At 45.4% G+C, this 23923-nt stretch carries 27 protein-coding genes and 1 riboswitch; of the genes, 21 read left to right on the forward strand and 6 right to left on the reverse strand.

Annotated elements, in window-relative coordinates:
- Positions 1 to 23: 23 nt before the first annotated feature.
- Positions 24 to 1034, reverse strand: coding sequence for an RluA family pseudouridine synthase (locus ACQCN2_RS18565; protein ID WP_426930430.1), 1011 nt, complete (start codon positions 1032 to 1034; stop codon positions 24 to 26).
- A 123-nt stretch (positions 1035 to 1157) separates the two neighbouring features.
- On the opposite strand from ACQCN2_RS18565, the gene ACQCN2_RS18570 reads away from it, so the two are divergent.
- From ACQCN2_RS18570 to ACQCN2_RS18605, 8 genes are all read left to right on the forward strand, one after another.
- On the forward strand, positions 1158 to 1499 hold the full coding sequence (locus ACQCN2_RS18570; protein ID WP_426930431.1) for a hypothetical protein: 342 nt from the start codon (positions 1158 to 1160) through the stop codon (positions 1497 to 1499).
- A gap of 372 nt (positions 1500 to 1871) precedes the next feature.
- Positions 1872 to 2030, forward strand: coding sequence for a protein YhfH (yhfH, locus tag ACQCN2_RS18575; protein WP_426930432.1), 159 nt, complete (start codon positions 1872 to 1874; stop codon positions 2028 to 2030).
- Between the two features lie 379 nt (positions 2031 to 2409).
- Positions 2410 to 2964, forward strand: coding sequence for a hypothetical protein (locus tag ACQCN2_RS18580; protein ID WP_426930433.1), 555 nt, complete (start codon positions 2410 to 2412; stop codon positions 2962 to 2964).
- A gap of 100 nt (positions 2965 to 3064) precedes the next feature.
- Complete coding sequence (locus tag ACQCN2_RS18585) at positions 3065 to 3634, forward strand: biotin transporter BioY (protein WP_426930434.1); 570 nt, start codon at positions 3065 to 3067, stop codon at positions 3632 to 3634.
- A gap of 99 nt (positions 3635 to 3733) precedes the next feature.
- Positions 3734 to 4906, forward strand: a complete 1173-nt coding sequence (locus ACQCN2_RS18590; RefSeq protein ID WP_426930435.1) for a thiolase family protein — start codon at positions 3734 to 3736, stop codon at positions 4904 to 4906.
- Positions 4903 to 6423, forward strand: coding sequence for a class I adenylate-forming enzyme family protein (locus ACQCN2_RS18595; protein ID WP_426930436.1), 1521 nt, complete (start codon positions 4903 to 4905; stop codon positions 6421 to 6423). Before ACQCN2_RS18590 ends, ACQCN2_RS18595 begins: the two co-directional genes overlap by 4 nt.
- 36 nt (positions 6424 to 6459) lie before the next feature.
- Complete coding sequence (locus ACQCN2_RS18600) at positions 6460 to 7293, forward strand: MaoC family dehydratase (protein ID WP_426930437.1); 834 nt, start codon at positions 6460 to 6462, stop codon at positions 7291 to 7293.
- Positions 7294 to 7321: 28 nt separating this feature from the next.
- On the forward strand, positions 7322 to 8143 hold the full coding sequence (locus ACQCN2_RS18605) for an SDR family NAD(P)-dependent oxidoreductase (RefSeq protein ID WP_426930438.1): 822 nt from the start codon (positions 7322 to 7324) through the stop codon (positions 8141 to 8143).
- A gap of 143 nt (positions 8144 to 8286) precedes the next feature.
- Here the strand turns inward: ACQCN2_RS18605 and ACQCN2_RS18610 are convergent, their stop codons facing one another.
- From ACQCN2_RS18610 to ACQCN2_RS18620, 3 genes are all read right to left on the reverse strand, one after another.
- The gene (locus tag ACQCN2_RS18610) at positions 8287 to 9648 is read right to left on the reverse strand and encodes a sensor histidine kinase (protein ID WP_426930439.1); all 1362 of its coding nucleotides are present in this window, start codon (positions 9646 to 9648) and stop codon (positions 8287 to 8289) included.
- Position 9649: 1 nt separating this feature from the next.
- Positions 9650 to 10372, reverse strand: coding sequence for a response regulator transcription factor (locus tag ACQCN2_RS18615; protein WP_426930440.1), 723 nt, complete (start codon positions 10370 to 10372; stop codon positions 9650 to 9652).
- 190 nt (positions 10373 to 10562) lie between these two features.
- A complete protein-coding gene (locus tag ACQCN2_RS18620) occupies positions 10563 to 11117 on the reverse strand; it encodes a C40 family peptidase (RefSeq protein ID WP_426930441.1) in 555 nt (184 codons plus the stop codon).
- A gap of 4 nt (positions 11118 to 11121) precedes the next feature.
- A riboswitch (cyclic di-AMP (ydaO/yuaA leader) is annotated at positions 11122 to 11257 on the reverse strand.
- A gap of 225 nt (positions 11258 to 11482) precedes the next feature.
- Here ACQCN2_RS18620 and ACQCN2_RS18625 point away from each other — a divergent pair.
- The 7 genes from ACQCN2_RS18625 to prpE all read left to right on the forward strand — a co-directional run bounded on the left by ACQCN2_RS18625 (position 11483) and on the right by prpE (position 16976).
- Complete coding sequence (locus ACQCN2_RS18625; RefSeq protein WP_426930442.1) at positions 11483 to 11896, forward strand: LiaF transmembrane domain-containing protein; 414 nt, start codon at positions 11483 to 11485, stop codon at positions 11894 to 11896.
- 46 nt (positions 11897 to 11942) lie between these two features.
- A complete protein-coding gene (locus ACQCN2_RS18630; protein ID WP_426930443.1) occupies positions 11943 to 12647 on the forward strand; it encodes a PspA/IM30 family protein in 705 nt (234 codons plus the stop codon).
- A gap of 139 nt (positions 12648 to 12786) precedes the next feature.
- Positions 12787 to 13329 (forward strand): class I SAM-dependent methyltransferase, encoded by a 543-nt coding sequence (locus tag ACQCN2_RS18635; protein WP_426930495.1) that lies wholly within the window; start codon positions 12787 to 12789, stop codon positions 13327 to 13329.
- Between the two features lie 51 nt (positions 13330 to 13380).
- Positions 13381 to 14259, forward strand: a complete 879-nt coding sequence (gene liaF, locus ACQCN2_RS18640) for a cell wall-active antibiotics response protein LiaF (protein ID WP_426930444.1) — start codon at positions 13381 to 13383, stop codon at positions 14257 to 14259.
- A 15-nt stretch (positions 14260 to 14274) separates the two neighbouring features.
- On the forward strand, positions 14275 to 15378 hold the full coding sequence (locus ACQCN2_RS18645) for a HAMP domain-containing sensor histidine kinase (protein ID WP_426930445.1): 1104 nt from the start codon (positions 14275 to 14277) through the stop codon (positions 15376 to 15378).
- 18 nt (positions 15379 to 15396) lie between these two features.
- Positions 15397 to 16026, forward strand: a complete 630-nt coding sequence (locus tag ACQCN2_RS18650; RefSeq protein ID WP_426930446.1) for a response regulator — start codon at positions 15397 to 15399, stop codon at positions 16024 to 16026.
- A gap of 119 nt (positions 16027 to 16145) precedes the next feature.
- The gene (prpE, locus tag ACQCN2_RS18655) at positions 16146 to 16976 is read left to right on the forward strand and encodes a bis(5'-nucleosyl)-tetraphosphatase PrpE (protein ID WP_426930447.1); all 831 of its coding nucleotides are present in this window, start codon (positions 16146 to 16148) and stop codon (positions 16974 to 16976) included.
- Here the strand turns inward: prpE and ACQCN2_RS18660 are convergent.
- Entirely contained in the window at positions 16973 to 17569 is a 597-nt protein-coding gene (locus ACQCN2_RS18660; RefSeq protein ID WP_426930448.1) for an N-acetylmuramoyl-L-alanine amidase family protein, read from the reverse strand. The two genes, prpE and ACQCN2_RS18660, sit on opposite strands and share 4 nt — an antisense overlap.
- A gap of 160 nt (positions 17570 to 17729) precedes the next feature.
- Between ACQCN2_RS18660 and ACQCN2_RS18665 the strand changes: the two genes are divergently transcribed.
- The 3 genes from ACQCN2_RS18665 (at position 17730) to ACQCN2_RS18675 (ending at position 18464) form a co-directional block, all read left to right on the forward strand.
- Positions 17730 to 17954 carry a YneF family protein gene (locus ACQCN2_RS18665; RefSeq protein ID WP_426930496.1) on the forward strand — a complete coding sequence of 75 codons (225 nt, stop codon included), beginning with the start codon at positions 17730 to 17732 and terminating at the stop codon, positions 17952 to 17954.
- Positions 17955 to 17969: 15 nt separating this feature from the next.
- The gene (locus tag ACQCN2_RS18670; RefSeq protein WP_426930449.1) at positions 17970 to 18155 is read left to right on the forward strand and encodes a hypothetical protein; all 186 of its coding nucleotides are present in this window, start codon (positions 17970 to 17972) and stop codon (positions 18153 to 18155) included.
- A 186-nt stretch (positions 18156 to 18341) separates the two neighbouring features.
- Positions 18342 to 18464 (forward strand): hypothetical protein, encoded by a 123-nt coding sequence (locus tag ACQCN2_RS18675; RefSeq protein ID WP_426930450.1) that lies wholly within the window; start codon positions 18342 to 18344, stop codon positions 18462 to 18464.
- Positions 18465 to 18535: 71 nt separating this feature from the next.
- On the opposite strand, the gene ACQCN2_RS18680 is transcribed toward ACQCN2_RS18675, so the two are convergent.
- Entirely contained in the window at positions 18536 to 19303 is a 768-nt protein-coding gene (locus ACQCN2_RS18680; RefSeq protein ID WP_426930451.1) for a TSUP family transporter, read from the reverse strand.
- Positions 19304 to 19555: 252 nt separating this feature from the next.
- On the opposite strand from ACQCN2_RS18680, the gene ACQCN2_RS18685 reads away from it, so the two are divergent.
- The 3 genes from ACQCN2_RS18685 to ACQCN2_RS18695 all read left to right on the forward strand — a co-directional run bounded on the left by ACQCN2_RS18685 (position 19556) and on the right by ACQCN2_RS18695 (position 23873).
- Complete coding sequence (locus ACQCN2_RS18685) at positions 19556 to 20164, forward strand: superoxide dismutase (RefSeq protein WP_426930452.1); 609 nt, start codon at positions 19556 to 19558, stop codon at positions 20162 to 20164.
- A 236-nt stretch (positions 20165 to 20400) separates the two neighbouring features.
- Entirely contained in the window at positions 20401 to 22449 is a 2049-nt protein-coding gene (locus ACQCN2_RS18690; protein ID WP_426930453.1) for a methyl-accepting chemotaxis protein, read from the forward strand.
- Between the two features lie 116 nt (positions 22450 to 22565).
- Positions 22566 to 23873: an HAD family hydrolase gene (locus ACQCN2_RS18695; RefSeq protein ID WP_426930454.1), complete on the forward strand. Its 1308-nt coding sequence runs from the start codon at positions 22566 to 22568 to the stop codon at positions 23871 to 23873.
- The last annotated feature ends 50 nt before the right edge of the window (positions 23874 to 23923 follow it).

Consider the following 23923-nt stretch of genomic DNA (forward strand, 5'->3'; position numbering starts at 1 on the left):
GTCTTTTTAATGGAGAGTTGATCTTATTGAGGATTTTCAGTTCGAAAAGGACTGAAAAAATCCTTGGGAATCTTAGACTCAAAACGCAGGACCTTGCCTGTTGTCGGGTGCGCGAAGGATAAAACATGCGCATGAAGCCCCAGTCTGCCAATGGTTTTGGTTCGGGAACCGTACTTCTTGTCCCCTACGATCGGATGACCAATATCCTGCATGTGCACGCGAATTTGGTTTTTGCGTCCAGTTTCCAGGTTTACTTGAAGCAAGGAATACTCGCGATTGGATTCCAGCACTTTGTAGTGGGTGACGGCATGCTGACCGTCGTTGGGATAAGGGCTGGAGTACATTTTTAAGGTTTTGCTTTCTTTTAACCAGGAGGAAATGGTGTCTTCCTTTTTCTTAACCATTCCTTCGACCAGCGCGATGTAGGTACGTTCCTGCACGGTGTCCTTCCAGGAATTCTGTAAGGCCTGCTGAATTTCTTTGCTCTTGGCGAACATCATGACACCAGAGGTTTCCCGGTCCAATCGGTGCACAATAAAGACACGGTTGTCTGGATTCTCTCTCTTGACGTGGGCCATGAGCTGGTTATAAGCCGTCAGTTCGTTCTCATCATCAGCCGCGATGGATAACAGGCCTGCTTCCTTACGAATCACGATCACATCATGATCTTCATGGAGGATGGTAAGGCCCTTCATCTGCGGCTTCTCGATAATTTTTTCCTTACTGATCAAGACCTTTTGTCCAGGGTGCAAGGCATAGTTGTAGAGTGTGACTGGCTGATTGTTAACGAAAATCTGTCCACGGGCCAGCATGGATTTAATTGAATTACGTCCTTCATTCGTCACGTGCTTCAGCAAGAATGGAAGCAGTTCCATGGGTTCGGTGACTTCATACGTTTTGATTTTCGGCTGGGCCTGCGCTTTAGGGGAAGGCACACTCCCTTTTGATCCTGCTTCACGCCCACGCGGCGTAGTGTCACGCATATGGGTCGGTTTGCTTTTTCCTTGGTTGGATTGGTTCGTCTTTTTATACATGTGAGCAACCTCCTACTGGTTGACGAATCTTGAATTCATTTCTCAATTGATTTGCTTTTTGCTATACTACTTAAAGGTTGTTCTTCCCATGCAACTGATAATGATAAGGGAGTGTTATGTACAATGGAAAGCTTGTTCGAAAAAATGAAAGAATACCTCAATATGGATACGGAAATTTCCTTTGAGGAATTTGATCAGTACTATAAACAAGTCCTCGATTTTTTGGGTAAAGACTGGCAAAGCTTGAACGAAGAAGACAGTCTGAAAATCTTGTTCATTCTCGACAATATCAAGTCTAACGCCGATGATCGCGCGAAACGCAAAGCGAAAGAAGTAAAGAAATATCAAAAAATGTCCGAGCGTACGAATATCTGGGTACAAGCAATGTTCAAGCGTCTGCGTGAAATGGGCTTAACCGACGAAGAGATCGGCAAGCGCTACGAAGAACTTTACGAAGCAGTGTAAGTGAATTGCCTTTAAGGTGATTCACTTTTTTTATGCTGGAATGATTAATTGCTTTACAGAGGTAAAGTGATTAATCATTCCTTCCATTTGCGTAGCCCACCAAGAAAAGACTTCGTTCATTGAGTTCATTTTAAGCGAAACCCAGCGAAGAGAACGTAGGAAGGAAAAGAGTCGGGCATTCTTTACATCAGAGTGAGTAATCGCAGTGATTTTCTTGTCGACTCCCTTCCGTAGAGAACGGAGCGGACAGCAAATGCTACACGCGAGCTTAAACAGAACGTTAAGGGACGAAGTCTTTTCTCCTCTATCGTATACTTTCCTGGCTAGAGCAGCAAAATAGACTCATCATGCCATAACAAAGGAGAGTATAGTATGCATTCCGCGAATTTCTATCATGCTTTACCTGACAAGGTATGCAGTGTCTGCCATGAAAAACTGCACGAACAAGCCGAAGCTTATACCAACGTGTGTCCCTCCTGTTTGCACACGCACGGCCAAGTAGTAAAACCACTTAATTCTCATAAGAGCTAGGTGGTTTTTTTATAATATCAGAAGTTTAATTGCTTTACAGTGGTAAAGTGATTAAACTTATCCGTTCGCGTAAGCCCATCTAGAAAAGACTTCGTCCACTTACAGTCTCCTTGGAAGTGATACCAAGCGACGTTTCAGCCCCCCGGTGAGAGGGGGAAGAACGGAGAAAGGGATAAGAGTCGCCACCAAACCCCTTTAGGGGCGCGAAGCGTTTGGCGACTCCCTTTCGTAGTGAAAGAGCGGACTTTCCTACTTCATTGTGAACTTCCACAGAGCGAAAAGGGACGAAGTCTTTTCTTATCGGCATTGACAAGCTACCTTGCATAGTGTACCACAGATAAGAGACTAGCAAAAACTGCCGGACAGGAGAGGAGAGGTCATGTTTCACCCGACGATTTATGACAATATCAAAGTGGTGCTGGAGGGGGCAGTCTATGATCGTGACTTGGAAGGCGCAATTGTCGTTCATTCACGAGCGGATATCGTGGACTTGGCTACGTTTAACCGATTGTTTCAGATTGAATTCAGCCTGTCGGAAGATGTGGACCCGGAGAAAAAAGTAACGGTAATGATGCAGCTAAAAACCCAGCTGGCTGACATTGCGAGCGAACAGTTGGAGCAATCATTAACAGATCACGTAGGCTGCACGATATGTCTTCACTTTTCGCTGAACATAACAGATGTGATGAAGGAAACCTACATCATCACTCAGATTCTGAATGAAATCTGGGGGCATCGTCCGCATATCACGCAGGAAGTAAGCGCGCGGTTCGACGAGCATAGGCAACTGGAATGGCCTCCTTCGGTGTATAAAAACAGAATAACGCTGGACTTCCATCGCAAAATTGATGAGGGAAACATCGAGGATATTCATGATTTAGTGGAGCATTGTATTCAGTCCATTACGCGTCTGAATCAAGTAGTAGTTGACTAAAAGGATATATGTTAACTTGAAATCTATAATAGTTGACAAAAATATTACGCTGCCTTACTCTAGTGGAAAGAAAACTTCCAAGAGGATAGGTGATTTACTCGTGACCACAAGGAATTTAGTAATGGCAGCGCTGATGATTGCGTTGACAACAGTGCTTGGAATGCTCAAAATCTCATTCCCGTTCTTCAATGAAATCTCCATTACAGGTCAAACCTTGGGGGTTATGCTGGCTGGAGCTTTATTGGGGGCAAGGCTTGGCGGTTTAAGCATGGGAGCTTTTGTTATCTTGGTTGCGGTAGGAGCTCCACTTCTATCAGGCTTTACAGGTGGGATTGGCGTATTTGCAACTGCTCGCGGAGGATGGGTGCTTAGCTGGCCGATTGCTGCGTATGCAATTGGATACTTGGTTGAGCGCAATTATTATACTTTACGTACATGGAAGGCATTCTTGATTACTCTGTTTGGTGGAATCATTGTTATTTATGCGATTGGAATGCCGTACCAAGCTGCTCTGACCAATATCCCGTTAAGTGTGGTCATGGTGAAGTCGCTGATGTTTATTCCAGGGGATTTGATTAAAGCGTTCGTTGCCGCTTACCTTGCCGTTCGAATGCGAAACATCTATCCGCTGATTAAACCGACAACACTTCAGGAAAATAAAGCTGCATAGTAGGAAGACAAAGAGAAGATAAAAGGTTTGCTTACGAAGCAAGCCTTTTTTTGGTAAACGGATACAAAATAAGTTGCATTAGCATTCGGGAGGATTTTGATGAATCGAACACCGGTAGTCGTTTATGCGAAGCGTACACCAATCGGAAAAGTTGGCGGAATGCTAAAGGAGCTTGAACCGGAACAATTGATTGCCCCTCTCATAGAAGATGCCGTTACCCATTGTGCGTTGTCTCCAGGGGAGATCGATGAGGTGATATTAGGGAATGCGGTGGGGCCAGGGGGCAATCTCGCGCGTCTAGCTTTATTGACCGCCCAATTACCTGCAGAAGTCCCGGGTGTAACCGTTGATCGGCAATGTGGTTCGGGATTGGAGGCGGTGATCATGGCGTGCAGGATGATCCAGGCCGGAGCGGGAGAGATTTATCTGGCAGGTGGGGTGGAGAGTACCAGCAGGGCACCATGGAGGATCGAGAAACCCGTTCAACTATATGGCAAATCTCCTCGATTCTATGGACGAGCCCGATTTTCACCCGACGAGATTGGTGATCCGGAGATGGGAGAAGCCGCAGAGAATGTAGCCGATCAGTATGGTATCTCTCGCAAAAAGCAGGATGAGTGGGCGCTTGGGTCCCATCAAAAAGCAATCCAGGCTATGAACCAAGGCGTGTTTGAGCCGTTCATCGTGCCAATGAAGACACGGGAAGGCTGGATCAAGACAGACGAATGCCCGCGTCCTGATACGAGTTTGGAAAAGCTCTCCCGATTACGTCCGATCTTTCGAGAGGGGGGCACAGTTACCGCTGGAAATGCGTGCCCAATAAACGATGGGGCCGCTTTAACGGTGATCATGAGTGAAGCCAAGGCTCGTGAACATGGACTGCTTCCAGTTCTTCGCTTTGTGGATTCTGTCTCCGTTGGGATCGATCCGCATATTCTCGGGGCAGGACCAATTCCTGCAGTTCGTCGACTCTTGCAAAAGACAGGGATTACCATTGACGAACTGGCGAGAATTGAGTTTAACGAAGCGTTTGCCTCTCAGGTGGTAGCGTGTGTAGAAGAACTTGGATTGCCGCCAGAACGAGTCAATCCAGATGGTGGCGCGATAGCGTTGGGTCACCCTTATGGGGCATCCGGGGCGATATTGGTCACGCATCTGGCGCATGGCATGAAGAGGGAAGGGGCGTCTTTTCTACGCTATGGCTTGGCTACATTGGGAATTGGCGGCGGGCTTGGTCTGGCGGTCTGTTTTGAGCGGGTGAGTGATCAATGAGTGAAGTGAAGGTTCATCATTCCCGAACGATTCTGCATGGTGTGTGGCAACAAGCAAGCCAGCAACCTGATCGAATGGCTGTAAGGATGGGCACGATTGGCTATACCTATCAGCAGTTGATTGAGCGAAGTGAACGAATTGCTCAAATGATTGGCGCGCGCAACCTGGCGAGACAACGAATTGGGCTTTATCTTTCCAATCATCCTGATTTTCTGTGTGCCTTCTATGGTTGTGTAAGAGCAGGCGCTATAGCGGTTCCTCTCCCTGCTGACCTTTTACGTGAGCAACTAGATGACTACAAAAAGCATCTGAATCTGACAGAAGTATGGGATCATGAAACGGTTGATGAGTATCTTGAGGAAAAGTCTCATGAGAATCAGCCAACTGTTTTTGAACACCAACCTAACGTCAAACAGATAAGTGCAGACGGACTATTTTACATGGCGGTTTCCTCTGGTTCGACTGGCAGACCCAAAGGAATCTTGCGCAATCATCGTTCGTGGGTGATCAGCTTTGACGCTATGTATGAAGCGTTTGGCATTGGATTGGAAGATACGATGCTGATACCAGGTCCTTTGCATTACTCCGCTTCTCTGATCGCAGCGTTGCAAGTGCTGGACCGAGGAGGAGAGGTTGTTCTACTGCCTTTTTTTCAAGCGGAATCCGTTATGGATCAACTGCTAAGCGGACAGATTACGTCAACTTTTCTTGTGCCGACGATGATTGCCAAGCTGCTCTCCATGCTTGCTGATCAAACACAGATGACTCCAATTTTTCGTACACTTCCGTTAAAGATTGTGTCAGCGGGTGCCAAGCTCGATCTGACTTTAAAAAAAGCGTGGCTCTCCTGCTTCAAGCAATCACAGCTTTATGAATACTACGGGGCGGCAGAGCTTAGCTTTGTCAGCTATATTTCTCCTGATGATCAGCTTACGGTCGGGAACAGCGTCGGCAAAGCGTTTCCGCAAACAAAGCTGGTGATTCGCAGTGATGCCGGAAAGCTATGTGAAGTCGGAGAAGTTGGAGAAGTGTACGTCCAAAGTGAGATGATCGCCCAAGCCTATGGACATCAGGTAGCGGAGAAGTTTCTATTGCCGCAAGAAGGATACTACACAGTGGGGGACATGGGGTACCTGGATAAAGCGGGTTATTTGTTTTTGACGGGTCGCAAACAGGATATGATCCTGCGTGGAGGAGTCAATATCTATCCTTTAGAAATTGAGCGCGTACTCAATCAGCACCTAAATGTGGCAGAAGTGGTTGTTCTAGGGATACCAGACCAAGTAATGGGAGAGTGTATCGTCGCCGCTATTGTCGAATCTAACCAAGAAGAAAGGAAACCTTCTGAAGTGAAGCTAATGACTCGTCAGGAGTCCAAGTTCCATTCATGGGTGAGACACCATCTTCAGCAGTCACGCTGGCCGGATTACTATCTGATCGTTGAGCAGCTTCCGCTAGGCTCTGCGGGAAAAGCAGACAAAGAGACGCTTCGCAACTGGATTGTTACGTCTAAATAAAATCAACACCATGCCATGGAGTAGGAGAGAAAGAGCATGAATCAGTGGAACCCGTCGAAGATCTATCGCGGCCTTGTTACCAATGATTTTCACGTAAATGTCACCGAAACCCAAGTGAAGAGCTTTGCCAAAGCGGTGGAATGGCCGTTAGATCACGGGCTTCCGCCGACGTTACCTATTACTTTTTGGCAGCATTCGTATCCGGAATGGCTTAAGAATTGTCCCTTACCGCAATTACTAAAAGAACAAAACTTCATTTACGAGAAGCCCTTACGAATCGGGATCTCCTATCGGTGCCGAATTGAGTGTGCAGAAGCCTATTATGTGCAAACGCCAAAGAATAAGGTTTACCTCGCCCTTCTTCATCGTTTGATTGGAGAGGAGGGAGATGAGCGTGTGTTTATAGCAGATACACTACTATATCTGCCAGTTTCAGAGCCAATAGCTACAGAAGTGATAAGGGAGCCTGTATATGAGTTGGCATCACAGGGGATGAAGCTACAGTCCTCATTGATAAAGCGCATAACAACTGAAGCCATTCGTGAGTATGCCTACGCGTCAGGAGACACACAAGCCATTCATCTGGAAGAGGCAGCGGCTCAAGCGGCAGGATTTCCTGCTGTATTGGCTCATGGGATGTACGGGATGGGATTGTCCATATCTTCTGAAACGGTGCTGACAGATAAGAGATTAGTCTCTTATCATATGCGTTTTCTGGCTCCAATTTTTGCGGGAGATCAGGTTCAATTCTCTATTTATTCGGGTGAAGACAAAGCTTCCAACGGCCAGAGTGAACAGAGCTTCAAGTTGGTTGGCTGTTCCTCTCGAACGGGTAAGCCAGTCTATGTCGGAAAAATCAAGGTTACCTAGAAATTGAAAGAAGAGAGGAACAAACCAGATGCATTCGAATGAGATGAGTTTCAAAAGGAAGGTAGCCCTGATCACAGGATCAACTCGCGGGATTGGACTCGCAATCGCCAAACAGTTGCTTACTCAAGGAGCTTTTGTAGTTGTGAACGGCACAAGTTTAGAACGGGTGAAAGAGACTGTCACTCAATTAGAAATCCATGCGGAAGGACGGGTCATCGGAGTAGCCGGTCGGGTTGAAGAGATGAAGACAGGTCAATTGCTTGTTGAGACGGCGATACAAGCATTTGGACGGGTTGATTTTTTGATAAACAATGCTGGTATTGTCGCAGACCGCATGACACATCGGATGTCAGAAGAGGAATGGGATCAGGTCATGCGAGTACACGCCAAAGGGACCTTTTCTTGTACGCAACCATTTATTCAAGCGCTTAGAGAATCAGCTCAACCTGGGATCATTATCAACATGATCTCTACAGCGGGTCTTCTAGGGACAGTGGGTCAAATCAATTACGCGGCTGCCAAGGGAGCCATACTCGCCATGACGTATACATGGGCAGAAGAATTGAAGTCCCTTCCTGTTCGTGTACATGCGGTAGCGCCTGCTGCGTTGACGGATATGACACGCCCCCATGTCAATCGCGAACAGAAGCTGGCTCGCGAACAAGGCAAAGAGCTTCCCGAATATTGGAGAATCGGTTCTGCTGAAGAGGTAGGAAGATTTGTCTCGTGGTTGCTTAGTCATTCGGTGGAAAGTGGAACTGTGTTTGGGATTAACGGGACACAAGCGGTTCAATGGTTAAAGCCGGTTTGTGTCGAATATCCGTTTGACGATATTCAACAATCCCCATAAAAAGAAAAAAAGTATCATACCGTGTGCGATCTTGTCATCGCCAAGTAGATACTAAAATAGGGTGTTTTACACGTGAAAGCAATAATGCTTACGACTTAGTCTAGCAGTCATTTATTAAAAAGACATAAAACGTTCATAAATATCTATAAAGTATTTGCCGGATCCTTACGCATAATCGGAAGCGATACGGTGAAGCAGCTGCCTTCCCCTTGTTGGCTGGTTACAGTAATTTGGCCACCATGCCGCTCCATGATACTTTGCGCAATAGTAAGTCCAAGCCCGGTCCCGCCACTATTGCGATTTCGCGATTTCTCCGCCCGATAGAATTTTGTGAAGACTTTATTCAGGTCTTCTTCCGCAATTCCTTCTCCTTTGTCAATGACGTTAACCACCAGTTGGTGTTCGCGCTGATCACAAGTCAAAAGAATCGATCCATCGGGTTTATTGTAATAGATGGCATTATTCAACAGATTTTGCATGACACGGCGTAATTTGGCTTGATCTCCTTCAACGAACAGGCGATCTGACACACGCAATTTCCACTTGAACTCCAGGTTGGCTTCACGCGTCTTCTCAAGATAATCCTCAACCAGACTCTGGAGAAACGTTTGCACGTGGATTCGGCTGTAAGTCAGGGGCAATTCCGTGCTGTATTGGCTGAAATCCTGCAGCTCATCAATCAACCGTTCCAGATCGGACGCTTTTTCTTCCATCTTTTTCATTCGATTCTGAATTTTATCCAGATCTGTCACACGACCCGATGCGATAAACGAGGCGTACCCTTTAATCGTCGTGAGCGGAGTGCGGAAGTCGTGAGCAATCGCGGAGATTAATTCATGCTGCCGATCTTCAGAATAGCGAAGCTGCTCCACCATATCCTGAAAATAGCGGAATAGTTGTCCGAATTCGTCATTAGCTTTATAAGAAAAGGAGACAAATCGCTTGCCTTCTTTTATGTCCTGTGTCACGCGAGTTAGTTCATTCACCGGTCGAAGAATCCAGCGAATGAGAATGTAGATGAGTACAGCGCCGATCAAAAGAATACTGGCATAAATGTAGGTGATCGTCATCGATACCCCTTTGGAAGCGAGAATATCATAATCATCCGTAAAGAATTCAATGACGGTTTGTCCCTGGTTGGGAGGTTCGTGATTGAAATGGTATTCGGCGATAATCTTTTTACCGGTTTTTTTCATATCATAGGCCGGCGATGGTTTGGAGAAAAGCTTGTTCCCATTTGCGTCGTAGACCGTAACTCGATACATCAATTCTTTGGGAAGCTGATCATCCAATTCTTTCACTTCGATTGGGTCTTTAAAAACACTGTTGCGCATCAATTGATTGAAGCGGACGAGCTTGGCAGCCTCCATTTCTTGCAAAAACTGCTCGTGGCGATCCGTTTTCATTTGCTCGACAATCAGTTGCTTGAAAAAAAGGTTGTAGGTCAGAAGATGAATGCCGATTACAGCGAGAAAGGACAAGAATAGTTTTTTACCTATTCCCATCCTACTGACGCTCCCCGATGAATACGTACCCGGTACCCCATTGTGTTTTAATGAAGATTCGCTCCGATTCCAGCTTCTCCCGCAGGTTTTTAATATGAACGGTTACTGTATTCAGTGAACCATAGCCATATCCCCATACGCGATCATAGATCTGTTCACGGGTGAAGACAATGCCTGGATTCTCCGCCAGAAAAGTAAGCAGTTGGAATTCCTTCGTGGACAGCTCCACCTTTTCGCCTTCCACAAAAACGGAGTAGGTCTCCTTATGAATCTCCAGTCCTTTAAACTTCAGAATGGTAATAGGAGAAGTGGAGGCATCTTTGTCAGGCGCATCGGTAATCGTTACTTTGCGAATCCGATCGTAGCGGCGAAGGTGTGCGCGTACGCGGGCCAACAACTCTTCGGCATCAAACGGTTTGGTGATATAATCGTCCGCGCCGATTTCGAGTCCAACTACTTTATCTACCGCTTTTCCTTTGGCGCTCAAGAATAGAATCGGAATGTCAGATTCACGGCGAATCTGGGCGCACAACTCGTAGCCACTCATGTTGGGCATCATGATGTCTAGGAGGATTAGGTCGGGTTGTAATCCGTTCTTCAACAGAACCAGGGCTTCAGCACCATCTTCAGTTACAGTAACCTGAAAACCTTCACTTTCAAGTATGTCGTGCAGGAGTTCAAGAATCTCCTGTGTATCATCAACAACGAGTATATGTTCTTTCAAAAAAGACTCCCCCATAATCGAGTTTCACTACCTCAAATATAACACGCTTTCCATGAGAACTGGGACGGTAATTTCTTATAGAAGAAACATATAGACAACATTATATATAACCATCTCATGGGAGCAGGTACTAATTATAATCAGAAAAAGTCAGAGGAAAATGTCCTCTGACCTTTGATGTACGTAGAACTTAGTGTTTTTTCTGTGGTGAAGGCTTTTTCGCTGTTTCAGTTATAGAAGCTGCCTGTACGCTCTTTTTCTTGCTTTGAGCCAGCATCTGATTTGAATCTGGTGAATCCTGAAGAGCTGGAAGAGCAATACGCTTCGCACCAACATAACGCTCGGACCAGTAGTAGGGATCAGTCAATTTGGTTTTGACGACGCCAACTCCTGATTCAGAGTGAATGAAGGTGTTGTTTCCAAGGTAGATTCCCACATGAGATACGCTGTGTCCATTTGTTTTGAAGAACACGAGATCACCAGGTAGAAGCTGTGATCTCTCTACAGCCTTGCCCATCTGATACTGCGCAGCTGAAGAATGAGGGATGTCTACGCCCAGCTTCTGAAACACGTATTGTGTAAAACCGGAGCAGTCAAATCCTCGAGTGCTGGTACCCGATGCCTTGTAAGGCACACCGTATAGCTCCTTCACGGTTGAATCAAGTACATTCTCATCAGCATACGCTGAGATTGTACCCATTGATAAGAGTCCAGCAAGAACAAAAGCCCAAACAAACTTACGCAATGAGGCTGCCCCTTCCGTGAGCCTACGAGGTTAGCTGATGGGTTCGGTTGAAAGGTCCCCTAAGCTGTTTTTCGACAGCTATTCACCCCAAAAGATTGGTTCCCCCGTTTCCAAATAAAGGAATTCGGCTTTTTTTGAGTTATTCTTACACAAAGTACAAGTATTCGCCCCCTAAGTAAATTTTTCCTCTTTAAATAATTAACGTTCATAAAATAGACACAATTAGGCGGTCGTGTTGAAGGACGAGCTCTCATCGGTCTCAAGGCGGAGTGAAAAACCAATCGCTCGTCCGTTATTCAAAAAGCTAAGTTGGCCTAGAATAAAGACATGAACGACAGCACCATTACGAATTGGAGGGATGAAGGATGGGGGAGCGTTCGGGGAAAGTGTTTCTCGGATTATCCCTGCTTATCGTCGGAGTACTTTTATTAGTGGACCAACTCGGTTTGGTTAGACATTTGTTTCACCTCCTTATACCGGGGCTCATCATGATTTTTGGAGCGAAAAAAGTAATTTCGGACGAATCTGCAGGCAAAAAATTCTTTGGGTTGTTTATCTTCCTGTTTGGTTTCTTAATGATGATCGGCAAGCTGCATTTGCTCTTTTCTAGCTTGCTTGCGATTGGAGTCATCTACTTTGGGTTCCGCTTGATTCGCCGTGACACACACCGGACGGATGAAGCCGTCGGATATGCTGATCGACAATGGGCCAAAGCGGTTTTGAAAGAGGACGCTCTGGATCGTTGGGAGCGGGAAGTGGACGCGAGAAACAAAGTTTAAAACTTTTTTAAAAAAACATGAATGGAAATACAAGGAGGAATACACAATGGGTATTATCAAAAGACTTCGCGATTTAACAGTAGCTTCTGTCAATGATGTTATGGATTCTCTGGAAGATCCTGCGGTAATGCTAAATCAATATATGAGGGATCTTGAGGCGGAGATTGGACGAGTGGAGGTATCAGTAGCCCGTCAAGTCGCGCTGGAGAAGAAATTCCGCCAACAGCTGGAAGAAGCCAAGGCAACTGTCCAAAAGCGCGATCGACAAGTCATGCTCGCCTTGCAAGAAGGAGAGGACGAGCTGGCAAGACGTGCCTTGATGGACAAGAAACAACAAGAGACCCGCGCTGAAGAATATGAGCAGATGTATATCTCGGCGCGTGAAGCCGCGCAACAGATGAGAGAGAAGCTTGGTGAGTTGAAAGACGAATTCTATAAGATGCGCGCCAAAAAATACACCCTCGTGGCTCGCGCCGAGGTAGCTCGTACACAAAAACACTTAAACAATGTCATTACAGGAATGGGCTGCGAGAGTGCCAGTCGAGGTTTCGCCCGCATGGAAGATAAAGTGATGCGGATGGAAGCCGAGGCTACTATGAGTGGTCAGTGGAAAGCAAGTTCTGTTGGGTTGGATCAATCTTTCCAAAAATTTGAGAAGGATGAGATTGACACTGAATTAGCGGAACTGAAGGCTTCTTTAAAGGCACCCCAAACGGAAAAGCCGAACGAAGTGCTGGAAGGCCAGAAATAATCTGAACAAGTTTCATACTTACAGTAGCCGAAGAATCTGAGGCTCTGGCGGAGCCAGCCATTCGCAACATCTAGTTGCATGGCTGGCGCTTGTGCTTAGAAAAGTGACATCATACTGGAGGTAAACGCTCGTGTCTGACATGATTATATTTTTAAAGCGATTTGTCTCAAATCCGACTCAAGTAGGCAGTATCATTCCAAGCTCCAGATTTTTAAGCTCACTCATGATGAAACCGATATCTTGGGAGCGATCAGGTGTAATCGTTGAGCTTGGACCAGGCACGGGTGTATTTACCCAAGAAATCATGAAAAAGATGAAAACAGATTCTCATTTTTTTGTCATAGAACGTGATCCACTTTTTCAAAAACTGTTGCGAAAACGATTTCCAACCCTTATCATTCGTAACGAAGCGGTTCAACTTTCCAGCTATTTGTCAGAGACACATCTAACGAAATGTGATGCGATTATTTCTGGCTTGCCTTTTGCTGTGTTTCCAGAGGAGACACGCAGAGAACTACTGGATGAAATCGAGCATTCTCTTAATGACGAAGGAGTCTTTGTCACTTTTCAATATTCCTTACAACTAAAAGAAGCGTTGGAGAAACGATTCGCTAAAGTGGAGATCAGCTTTACTTTATTGAACTTTCCGCCAGCATTTGTCTATACGTGTTACAAAAAATAAACGTTGACTTCTAGCACGCTTGTGATGAGCGCGGGGATGAGGGGACCATAGATGAAATTTTCACGCCTAAATAAATTAATCGCGGGGATCCTGATTATCTTCATCGGTTTCGGACTTCTGCTGGATAACCTTAACTTAATTGATTTTAATCCAGCTATCATATTTCCGCTGATCATTATCTATTTCGGGATGAGGTTATACTCCAAAAAGCGCCAAATAATTGGGGGACTTTTGACCTTATGGGGAGCTTTCATGGTCCTCAGTATGTGGTTTCACATCCGGTTTGATGATGTGTTTGGTGTCCTTGTTTCCTTGGGAGTTGTGTACTTTGGGTTTCGGCTAGTTCGTTCCAAGAAATCCGACAAAGAGAACCAGTCAGAGGAGCTAGTTCACCCCGTTCAACACATGCCAATCGAGACGGGTGGTCAAGAAGCAATCAAGACCGATCCAGAGCCTAAGCCAAATCCAGATCCAGATCAATTCACAAGCCAGTCCGAATCAGCGTCATACAAACAGATTCCACACATGCGCATTCAGACACCATTCAAAAACAAATCCAATCAGGAATCGAGAAGTGCCTTGATTGGGGATTTTCATTTAACCTCTGGGCGATTTGAACTTAAGAGTCTGAATATTTGGCATGGCATTGGCGATGTGATCATTGATCTGTCTCGTGCCCTTATACAAGAAGAGGAAGCATTTCTCGTCATTAACGGTTGGGTTGGCGGGATTACTATATACGTTCCAGTAGATTTGCCTGTTTCCGTTTCGGCTGAAGTGACGATAGGAGATATGGAAGTATTCGGACATCGCCAGGGTGGTCTAAATCGGCATGCCGTATTGACGGCAGAGAATTATGATGAAGCTCCCCGAAAAGTAAAGATCATCGTTTCGCTCATTATCGGCGATATCGATGTGAAGTACATCTAGGGGGTGTACAATTCCGTGCAGGTACAAGGAAAACTTTCTAGCATTCAATGGCAGTATGTAAAGCAATGGTTCTTTTTGACAGTGAGTATCGTATGTGTACTGTATGGAACCATGTTCGTTTTGTTTCGCTATATTGAGCGTAATGAGAGTTTTGCCGCATGGTTAGCGGTAAAGCTTGATGTGATATTTCCGATGCGATTCAATTGGAAGCTGTTTCTTTTGAGTTTGGTCCTTTCCCTACTGATCGCCTCCATCATTGGTGTGATTACTGGGTACATCATTGGCAATCTCCTGAAAAAACGGATGAATACGCTGCGGGATGCCGCCATGCATTTGGAAAGGGGCATGCTCTCCTATCGCGTACCCGAATTGGGAGCGGATGAACTTGGAGAACTAGGGTGGCAATTGAACCGATTGGCGGCCAAGTGGGAAGAACAGGTTGTATCCTTGCAGCGTTTGTCCAATCACAATATTGAGTTGGCTGATCAAGTGAAGCAAGCGGCGGTCGTGGAAGAACGACAGCGATTGGCAAGAGAGCTGCACGATGCGGTAAGTCAGCAGTTGTTTGCCATTTCCATGACAACGGCTGCGATGAAACGCTTGATCGAGAAGAATCCTGAGAAAGCCGCTCAGCAGATTGAGCTGGTGGAAGAGATGGCCGCAGGAGCACAAGCTGAGATGCGTGCGCTTCTCTTGCATCTTCGTCCGGCTACATTGCAAGATAAATCGTTAAAAGACGCCGTTTGTGAGCTTTTAGAAGAATTGACGCAGAAACACCCGATGGCGCTTACCTGGGAGATTGAAGAAATTATGAATCTCTCCAGCGCGATCGAGGATCATTTGTTCCGAATTTTGCAAGAAGCACTCTCCAATACTTTGCGTCACGCCAGGGCCTCTACCGTTTCAGTCAAATTATTTACCCTGCAAGACCAGGTACGTCTGCGAATAGCGGATGACGGTATCGGGTTTGATCCGGAGGGAGAGAAGATGACATCTTACGGTCTCGTCTCGATTCGTGAGCGTATCAATGAATTGGGCGGGGCCTTGGATATTTATTCGGCAGTTGGTAAAGGAACTCAATTAGAGGTTCGAATACCATTGATGAGTGAACGTGATTAATGGAGGAGGTACTTCCTGGTGATTCGAGTCATGTTAGTGGATGATCATGAGATGGTAAGGATGGGTTTGGCGGCTTATTTATCAACAGAAGACGATATAGAAGTAGTAGGCGAGGCATCCAGCGGAGAAGAAGGGGTGCGTTTGGCCAAAGAACTTACTCCAGACGTGATTCTGATGGACCTAGTCATGGAAGGGATCGGAGGGATTGAGGCGACTCGTCGCGTCCGAGAGATCAGTCCCGGCAGTAAGGTGATTGTCTTGACCAGCTTTATTGATGATGAAAAGGTATATCCCGTAATCGAAGCGGGCGCTTTCAGCTATCTTCTCAAAACTTCGCGGGCACCCGAAATTGCCCGGGCAATCCGATCCGCCTACATGGGTGAGCCTGTTTTGGAATCACGAGTAGCGGGTAAGATCATGGCTCGGTTTAGACATGGTCAAGAGGCGGCTGCCCATGAGCAGTTAACTCCGCGGGAGCTTGAGGTGCTTCGGCTGCTAGGCCAAGGTAAGTCCAATCAAGAAATCGCGGATGAACTGATTATCGGGATCAAAACCGTCAAAACCCATGTGAGCAATATCTTGTCCAAATTGAACGTGGAAGACCGTACACAAGCGGCTATCTACGTTCATACTCACAATTTAATGTAGCGAATTGACTCGTCCTTCTCCCCGGGGACGAGTTTTATGCATGTTCGCCTAAAATAGGCAGATTTCGGATAGGATAAACGTAATGGAAAAACAAATTGACGGATAAAGGAGGTTTAACGATGATTTACCATCCTGCCAAACGCTCCAATGTTTTTCGTGGAGATCAGGGCGTAGACTTGATTGGAGATGTACACGGCTGCTATGACGAATTTATTCAGCTAATTCGTCAGTTGGGATATGTGGGCGGCCAAGACGGATTATACCGCCATCCTAAGGGACGCAAGCTGCTTTCTTTGGGGGATATTACGAGCCGGGGACCTTTTTCCATTAAGATGCTGGAGTTCTTCATTCAACACATTAAGGCGGGACTCGCAGAAATGGTCGACAGTAACCATGGCTGGAAAATCGCGCGGTGGTTGGACGGGCGTAAGGTAACACTTGCTCACGGGGACGAAAAGGTAGAAGAGGAGTTCCGCCAATATGAAAGTGAAGCTGGTTTGAAGAAGGCTCAAAGTCTGAGGGAGGCCAGCAGAACATTATTATTGGGGTCCCCATCGCATATGCAGATCGTTCGGAATGGGAAGGTAGAGGCTGTAGCAGTGCATGCGGGAATTCGTGATGAGTACATCGGCAAAGATTCGCCTAGTATTCAGACCTTTTGCCGTTACGGTGATGTGGCTGGGACGGGAGCGGACGGAAGACCGATTCGCAGAGACTGGACGCTTGGCAAACAATCAAGCACAATCATTGTTTGGGGACATGATCCGCGTCCCGAGCCAGAGCGGAAACAAGGTGCGATCAACATCGATCAGGGCTGCGTATTTGGTGGCAACTTAACTAGCTATCGCTTTCCGGAAGATGAACTGGTCAGTGTAGCCGCCAAGGAAAACTATTCCCGTCTGGAAGATACGCCGCTGACTCGATTTGCAAACCAACAAGCAGGTCACTAGCCAAAGGGGTGACCTGCTTTGGTTGTGCCGGCTTGTGGAGGTTGATAGGGATGCTGGATGAACTTGCAGAATCCACGCACTACTGCCTCGGCGAGTTCCTGCCAGTCGGACAAGAGCTTTTGGGTATCTGTTTCATTGTCGGCAAAACCATACTCCAATATAACCGTTTCAACTTTACCTGTTTCTCTATGCATGAAATAGTAATCGTGTTTGGAGTCTCCCGGATAGGTTCTCGTGTATAATCGACGAGTAGGCATCCCAGCGGCATCCAGTTCATTGAGGAGCATTTGAGGGAACTTAGAAGTGGCGAAGATCGAATAAATCGCCTCTGCTCCTCTTCCTCCACCTAAATTGATATGATTGGATATGCAATAGGTTGCGCCACTATTGCGGACGATGGAAGCCCGCTCTTCGCTGTCTAGAGTGACATCGGTTTGCCTTGTAATGTCCACAGATATATGAAGTTCCTGAAATCTGCGATATTGATAGAGTGAGATTTTCAGGGTCATGTCCTTTTCTGTGAAAAATGGATTGGTTCCGCCTCCAGGGTCAATACCTCCATGGCCAGGATCTAAGATTATAGTAGGAGCCAATTTATACACCTCCCTTTTACCCAATATATGCAAGTGAAGTCTGATATGAATGAGCTTCCAACACAACGGAAGAAGTTTTAACACACCCATTGGATATGATACAATGAATCAGAAAGATGGCATTTATAAAAGACGATATATAAAGGATGGTTATGTAGCGATGTGGCAATGGATTATTCCGATTTTGACATTGATTCTCGGCCTGGTAGGCGGTTTTTTCATTGGGGTTTATTATCTACGCAAACAAGTTTCCAATATGCAAATGGATGAGAAGCAGATCCAAACAATGGCTCGTTCCATGGGAATGAATCTGAACCAAAAACAGCTGAAACAAATGACCCGTAATATGAAAAATGCGAAGATGCCAAACAAATTCGGTAAATAGCCAGGGAGGTATCGAATGGTTCCTACCCGCTTGCGCTATACGATGATTGGTTTTATTGTCGGAGTTCTGATAACATGGCTGCAAGCGCTACCGGTTAGTCAAGGAACCCGATTTGCCGCTCCATTTTACTTGGCTGGTATTGGCCTACTCATTGATGGGATCATTATCCGTATCAAAGAACGCAAAGGCGACCAAGACTAGCGAATAGCTGTGTGTTAAAACGTAAGCCCTGATTGTATGCGATCAGGGTTTTTTGCTTTGCGATTTTTTATAGTTTTGATAGAATAGTCAAATTTGTTGCATATTTTTGTAGCTATTGGAAATTTATTCATATCGTCATATAATAGAATCGATTACCTTATATTGCCAATTGAGGGAGGGGGTCTTATGCTTCTGTTACAAGCAGGGTCATCAGGTATCGGAGCATGGGGGATTATCATTCTTCTTTCGATACTGATTACCCTGATCTATTCGGCCATCGCAAGAAAAAAAGAAGATAACGACTTGTAATCGCTCCATGGGTACAAGCAAATAATAAACGCATCCGTTGCTTAGCGGATGCGTTTGGACTTCAACGATCTTTATTTGAAAATCAATTCGTACACCATTTTTCCCATTAGTGTAAGAGATACCGCTAGAAACAGAGGGCGCACATAGCGAACTCCGGTTTTAATCGCCATGCGTGAACCAAGTGAAGCTCCCAACAGCATCGCAACACCCATCGTCAGCCCCGGAACAAACATCACCTTGCCATCCATAATGAAAATTCCCAACGATGCCATATTACTCGCTAAATTCAGAATTCTACCATTACCAGCCGCAATGACAAAATCATATCCAAAAGCAAGCACCAGCATGAAAATGAGAAATGAACCGGTACCAGGACCGAAGAAGCCATCGTAAAAACCGATTAAGAGGGCTAAAGGAATCCCCCATTTCAGTGAAGAACGAGTAATGCCCTGAAAAGTGGATACCTGTCCAAAGTTTTTATTCAACAGCGTATAAAGAAAGATGATCCCTAACATAACCATCACCAAAATCCGCAACATTTCCTGAGGAACGAAGAGAACGATTTTGGCGCCAAGAGCTGCTCCTATGAACGACAGTGGAAAGAGGTAGAGAATCAGTTTCTTGTCGTACTTGCCCATTTTGACAAACGTAAGGGAGCTGGTAGCGGAAGCGATCGTCGAAGCCAATTTATTCGTCCCAAGAGCCATGTAAGGAGGAAGCCCCATACCCATTAAAGCGGGTAAAGAAATCAATCCGCCACCACCGACACAGCTGTCGATAAATGCTGCTAAAAAACCGAAAAAGGCTAAAAATAATATCGTTGATAAGTCAAGGTCCACAGTTCATCCTCCGATTTAAAATTATGTCTATTCCAAGTCTAGCATGAGACGTTTACATTTCAAGATGTATAATCCATAAATAATCATGTGCATAATAAAGCGGTTGGTACAAGAAGGGAATCCACCTTGTTTTTGTAATTTGTGTCGAAGATTGCAATATTAGATACTTTCAATACAAAAATATTGCATTACTTGTGTAAGAGGTTTATAATTAAGGATGAAAAAGTTACCATACATAGAGGAGGAATACCCATGGCACATCAATTACCAGCATTACCGTATGAATTTAACGCACTCGAACCGCACATTGATGCTCAAACTATGGAAATTCACCATGATCGTCACCATGCGACCTATGTAAATAACCTGAACGCTGCTCTGGAAAGCGCTCCTGAGCTTCAATCCAAATCCATTGAAGAATTGATCAGCGACATGAACGCTGTTCCAGAAGGAATCCGTACCGCAGTTCGCAACAATGGTGGCGGACACGCTAACCACACTTTGTTCTGGGAAATTCTCGCTCCTAACGCAGGTGGCGCGCCAACTGGTGCACTCGCGGACGCTATCAACTCCGCATTTGGAAGCTTTGATAACTTCAAAGCTGAATTTGCCAAAGCTGCGACAACTCGATTTGGTTCCGGTTGGGCATGGTTGATCGTTGATGGTGGCAAAGTTGCTGTGACTTCTACACCTAACCAAGACAGCCCACTGATGGAAGGTAAAACACCTATCCTTGGCCTTGACGTGTGGGAGCATGCTTACTACCTCAAGTACCAAAACAAACGTCCTGACTACATCGGTGCTTTCTGGAACGTAGTAAACTGGGACGCAGTTAGCCAAAAATTCGAAGCGGCTCGCTAATAGTTTGCGAAACAAGCAAATTAACAATGAATAACACCAATGAATAACCACCAATGAAAAACCGTCTGGGGAACTATGTTCTCTCGACGGTTTTTTTGTCATCAATATATCCAAAGAAAATGTTATATATGTGTGACTTTTTTTAATTTTATTAAATAAATGGGAAAAATTAACCGATACCAAATAGTGAATTTGCATTTTTTTCAAGATAGTGTCAAATGAGAGGAAGAGGTGCTATGTTCCGAGGGATAAAAGGGAAGCTGATTGCTGTCATCTTATTGATGACTCTGATTCCAATCACGGTAATTGGAACGTTTGTTTACCTGAACATGAAGCAGCAATTTCTACAGAATTTTCAAGAAGCGACCACGAAGGAGATCACGCAAGTTGATAACGGCATTTCGCTTTACTTCGACGCGGTCGCAGAAAATGTCCGCTTGATGGCAACGAACCCAACCGTAAAAAATGCCAATCAAAACATCAAAACCTACATAAATCAAACGCAAAAAACGAAACTGACACCGCTTGAAAATGGAGGTATCGAAGCGAACATTTACAAGGAATTCGAGCGATACGGGGAATCTCATCCCAATACCTCTTCTATCTTTGTGGGAACGGAGTCAGGTGGCTACACACAATACCCTGTCAAGGAGATGAAGCCTCATTATGATCCTCGTCAACGTCCCTGGTATAAATCGGCAGTAGAGAAAACTGGGGAAGTGGTCACGACAGAGCCGTATATCTTATCTGGCACCAATAACATCGCCGTCAGCACTGTAACGGTTTTGAAGGATAACAATGGCAAGACAGCCGGTGTAGTGGGATTTGATGCCCACTTGGGTCACTTGACCGACATCTTGAAAAATATGAAGATCGGCAGTTCCGGTTATGTCATGATGCTTTCCGGAGATGGAACCATTCTGGCTGATCCGAAACATCCAGATCTCGTCTCCAAAAACATTAAGGAACTGGAAGGGAATCCTTTGGGGGATATCCGTAAGGCGAATAATTTGGAGATTCTGATGGATGAGACTCAATACTTGGCTAATGTTTATACCTCTAAAAACACCGGGTGGACATTCGTTGCTTTCATCGAGAAGCAAGAGCTAAATAAAGACGCGGAGCAGTTCGGGCTGCTCATCCTGTTGGTCAGTCTAGGATTTGGTATTGCTGCGGTGGTTTTATCCATCTTGATCTCTGACAAGTTTTCCAAACCGATCCTGAAGATGGTTGCACACATGAAACAGATCGGAGAAGGAAACCTGACCAATGAGATCCCGGTTTCTATGTTAAAACGAAAAGATGAGATCGGTATAGCCGGGCAGTCTCTTCAAGCCATGCAGGCATCCATTCAGCAACTCGTTATCGAGTTTATCCAGGCAGGGAATAAACTGGTCGAGTCATCCGATAAACTGACGAATCATGTAGAGCAGAACATTGTATCCATCCAAAAAGTCGTGACGACGGTTCAAGAAGTGACTGGCGGTGCTGATCATCAATTGCTTCGTTCGGAAGAAAGCGCCAAAGGAATGGAAGAAATGGCTCTCGGCATTCAACGGGTGGCAGAGTCTATGTCCAACATTGCAGAGGCGTCCTTGGAAACTTCCAAAGAAGCGGATAACGGGAATGGCATCATCCAACAGGCTGTTAAGCAGATGAACGAAATTGAGGGTTCCGTCACCGATTCGCTGGAAGTTGTCAGAGTATTGCAGATGAGCTCCCAAGAGATTGTGCATATTGTGGATATGATTACTGATATTTCTTCCCAAACGAACCTGCTGGCGCTGAATGCAAGTATAGAAGCTGCTCGCGCGGGAGAACATGGCAGAGGCTTTGCGGTTGTAGCGGAAGAGGTAAGAAAATTGGCTGAACAATCATCTAATTCCGCTGCCAAAATCGTTGAGTTGATCACCGAGATCCGTAATGAAACAGGAAATGCAATGACAGCGATGGGTCATGTCAATGATCGCGTGGTCAACGGGATTTCCATGGTCCAGAAATCGGGTGAAGCATTCCGCAAAATTCTCAGTGAGATTCAGACGATTTCCGAACAGATTCATGATACTTCCGCCGTCTCGGAACAAATGTCGGCTTCATCCGAACAGGTTGCCTCTTCTGTCGACGAGACAGCAAATATCGCCCGAATGTCAGCCCATCATATGGAAAACGTAACGGCAATGTCTAATGCCCAGCTATCCGCCATGTTGTCCCTGAAGCAGTCTGCCGAGGAGCTGCGCGGCTTATCGAATAATTTGTCAACAATTATTAAAAAGTTTAGTGTTTAATGACTTGTTTTCAGTATTACCAAATATTATGATGTTTTAGAGACGTCCAACGACGCACGCCTCCAAACATTCTATATATAGAAAGTTTCAACAGAACAAAGGAGGATACTAAAGAAATGAAAAAAACAACAAAGGGTCTACTGCTCGGATTGTGCATGACATTAACCCTGTCGATGTCGCCGGTATTTTCTGCGTCCGCAGCGCCGCAAGCTCAACCGAAAGCCAAATATTCTGAAGCTCAGGTACTTGATTACGGAAAATGGGCACCACGCAATTACGAAGTTGTGCAAAACCTCATTAATGAAAATGGAGTAAAGAGCAAATCCTACAATCCAGGCAAGAAGCCTTATGCCGTATTTGACTGGGACAACACTAGTATCATGAACGATACGGAAGAAGCCTTGCTTGTTTATCAGATGAACAATCTGATGTTCAAAATGACTCCTGAGGAATTTGAAAAAGCGATCCGGACAAATGTTCCTGCAGGGCCTTTCTCCGACGATTTCAAAACAGTTGACGGCAAAAAAGTAATCTTCGACGATGTTGTCGCGGATGTCGTATCTGACTATACCTATATCTATAATCATTACAAAGGTCTTAAAGGTAGCGAATCTCTTGAAACCGTTACCAATACCGATCAGTTCCAAGATTTCCGCGCTAAAATGTTCTTTATGTATGAAGCAATCAACGGTACACACGGCAACGCGGTTGGTTATCACTGGGTGCTTTACCTCTTTGATAATATGACAGTTGATGAAGTTCAAAAAATGGCGGAAAAATCCGATGATTACGCTCTTGGAAACGCAATTCATACATTAACTTGGACAAGCCCTGAATCCATGAAAGGAAAAGCGGGAGTTGTCACTGTAGAACATGTTACAGGCATTCGCATGACTACTGAAATTCGCAATTTGATGAATACATTGCGCTCCAACGGAATCGATGTATACGTGGTATCTGCTTCACTTGAAGAAGTTGTAGAAGTATTCGCTTCTAATCCGAAATATGGCTATAGTCTGCCAAAAGAAAACGTAATCGGTATGAGACTGGCTATGGATGCTGAAGGCAAATTCATGCCAAAAGCCAAAGATAACTGGTTCCTTACTGTAAGCCATGGTAAAACTGAAGTCATTAAAGATCAAATTGCCAAGACACACGGCGGAGCCGGTCCACTTCTTATCGGTGGAGACAGTAAAGGCGATTATGAAATGATGACTGAATTCCCTGACACCAAGCTGCGCCTCATCGTTAACCGTGTAAGCGGCGGTACTATCGGTAAGGCTTCCACTCTTGCTGCAGAGCAAATGAAACAACCGCAACCACAATTCATTCTCCAAGGCCGTGATGAAAACACTGGTGAATGGAGACCGTCTGAAGAAACCATTAAACTTGGCAAAACTGAGCCACAGTTACTGAAAAAATAACAAGTAACTGAAAAAATAATAAGTATCTAAAGTCAACCGTCCGGTGTACC

Source organism: Brevibacillus ginsengisoli (assembly GCF_050113715.1).
Classification (GTDB): domain Bacteria; phylum Bacillota; class Bacilli; order Brevibacillales; family Brevibacillaceae; genus Brevibacillus_H; species Brevibacillus_H ginsengisoli.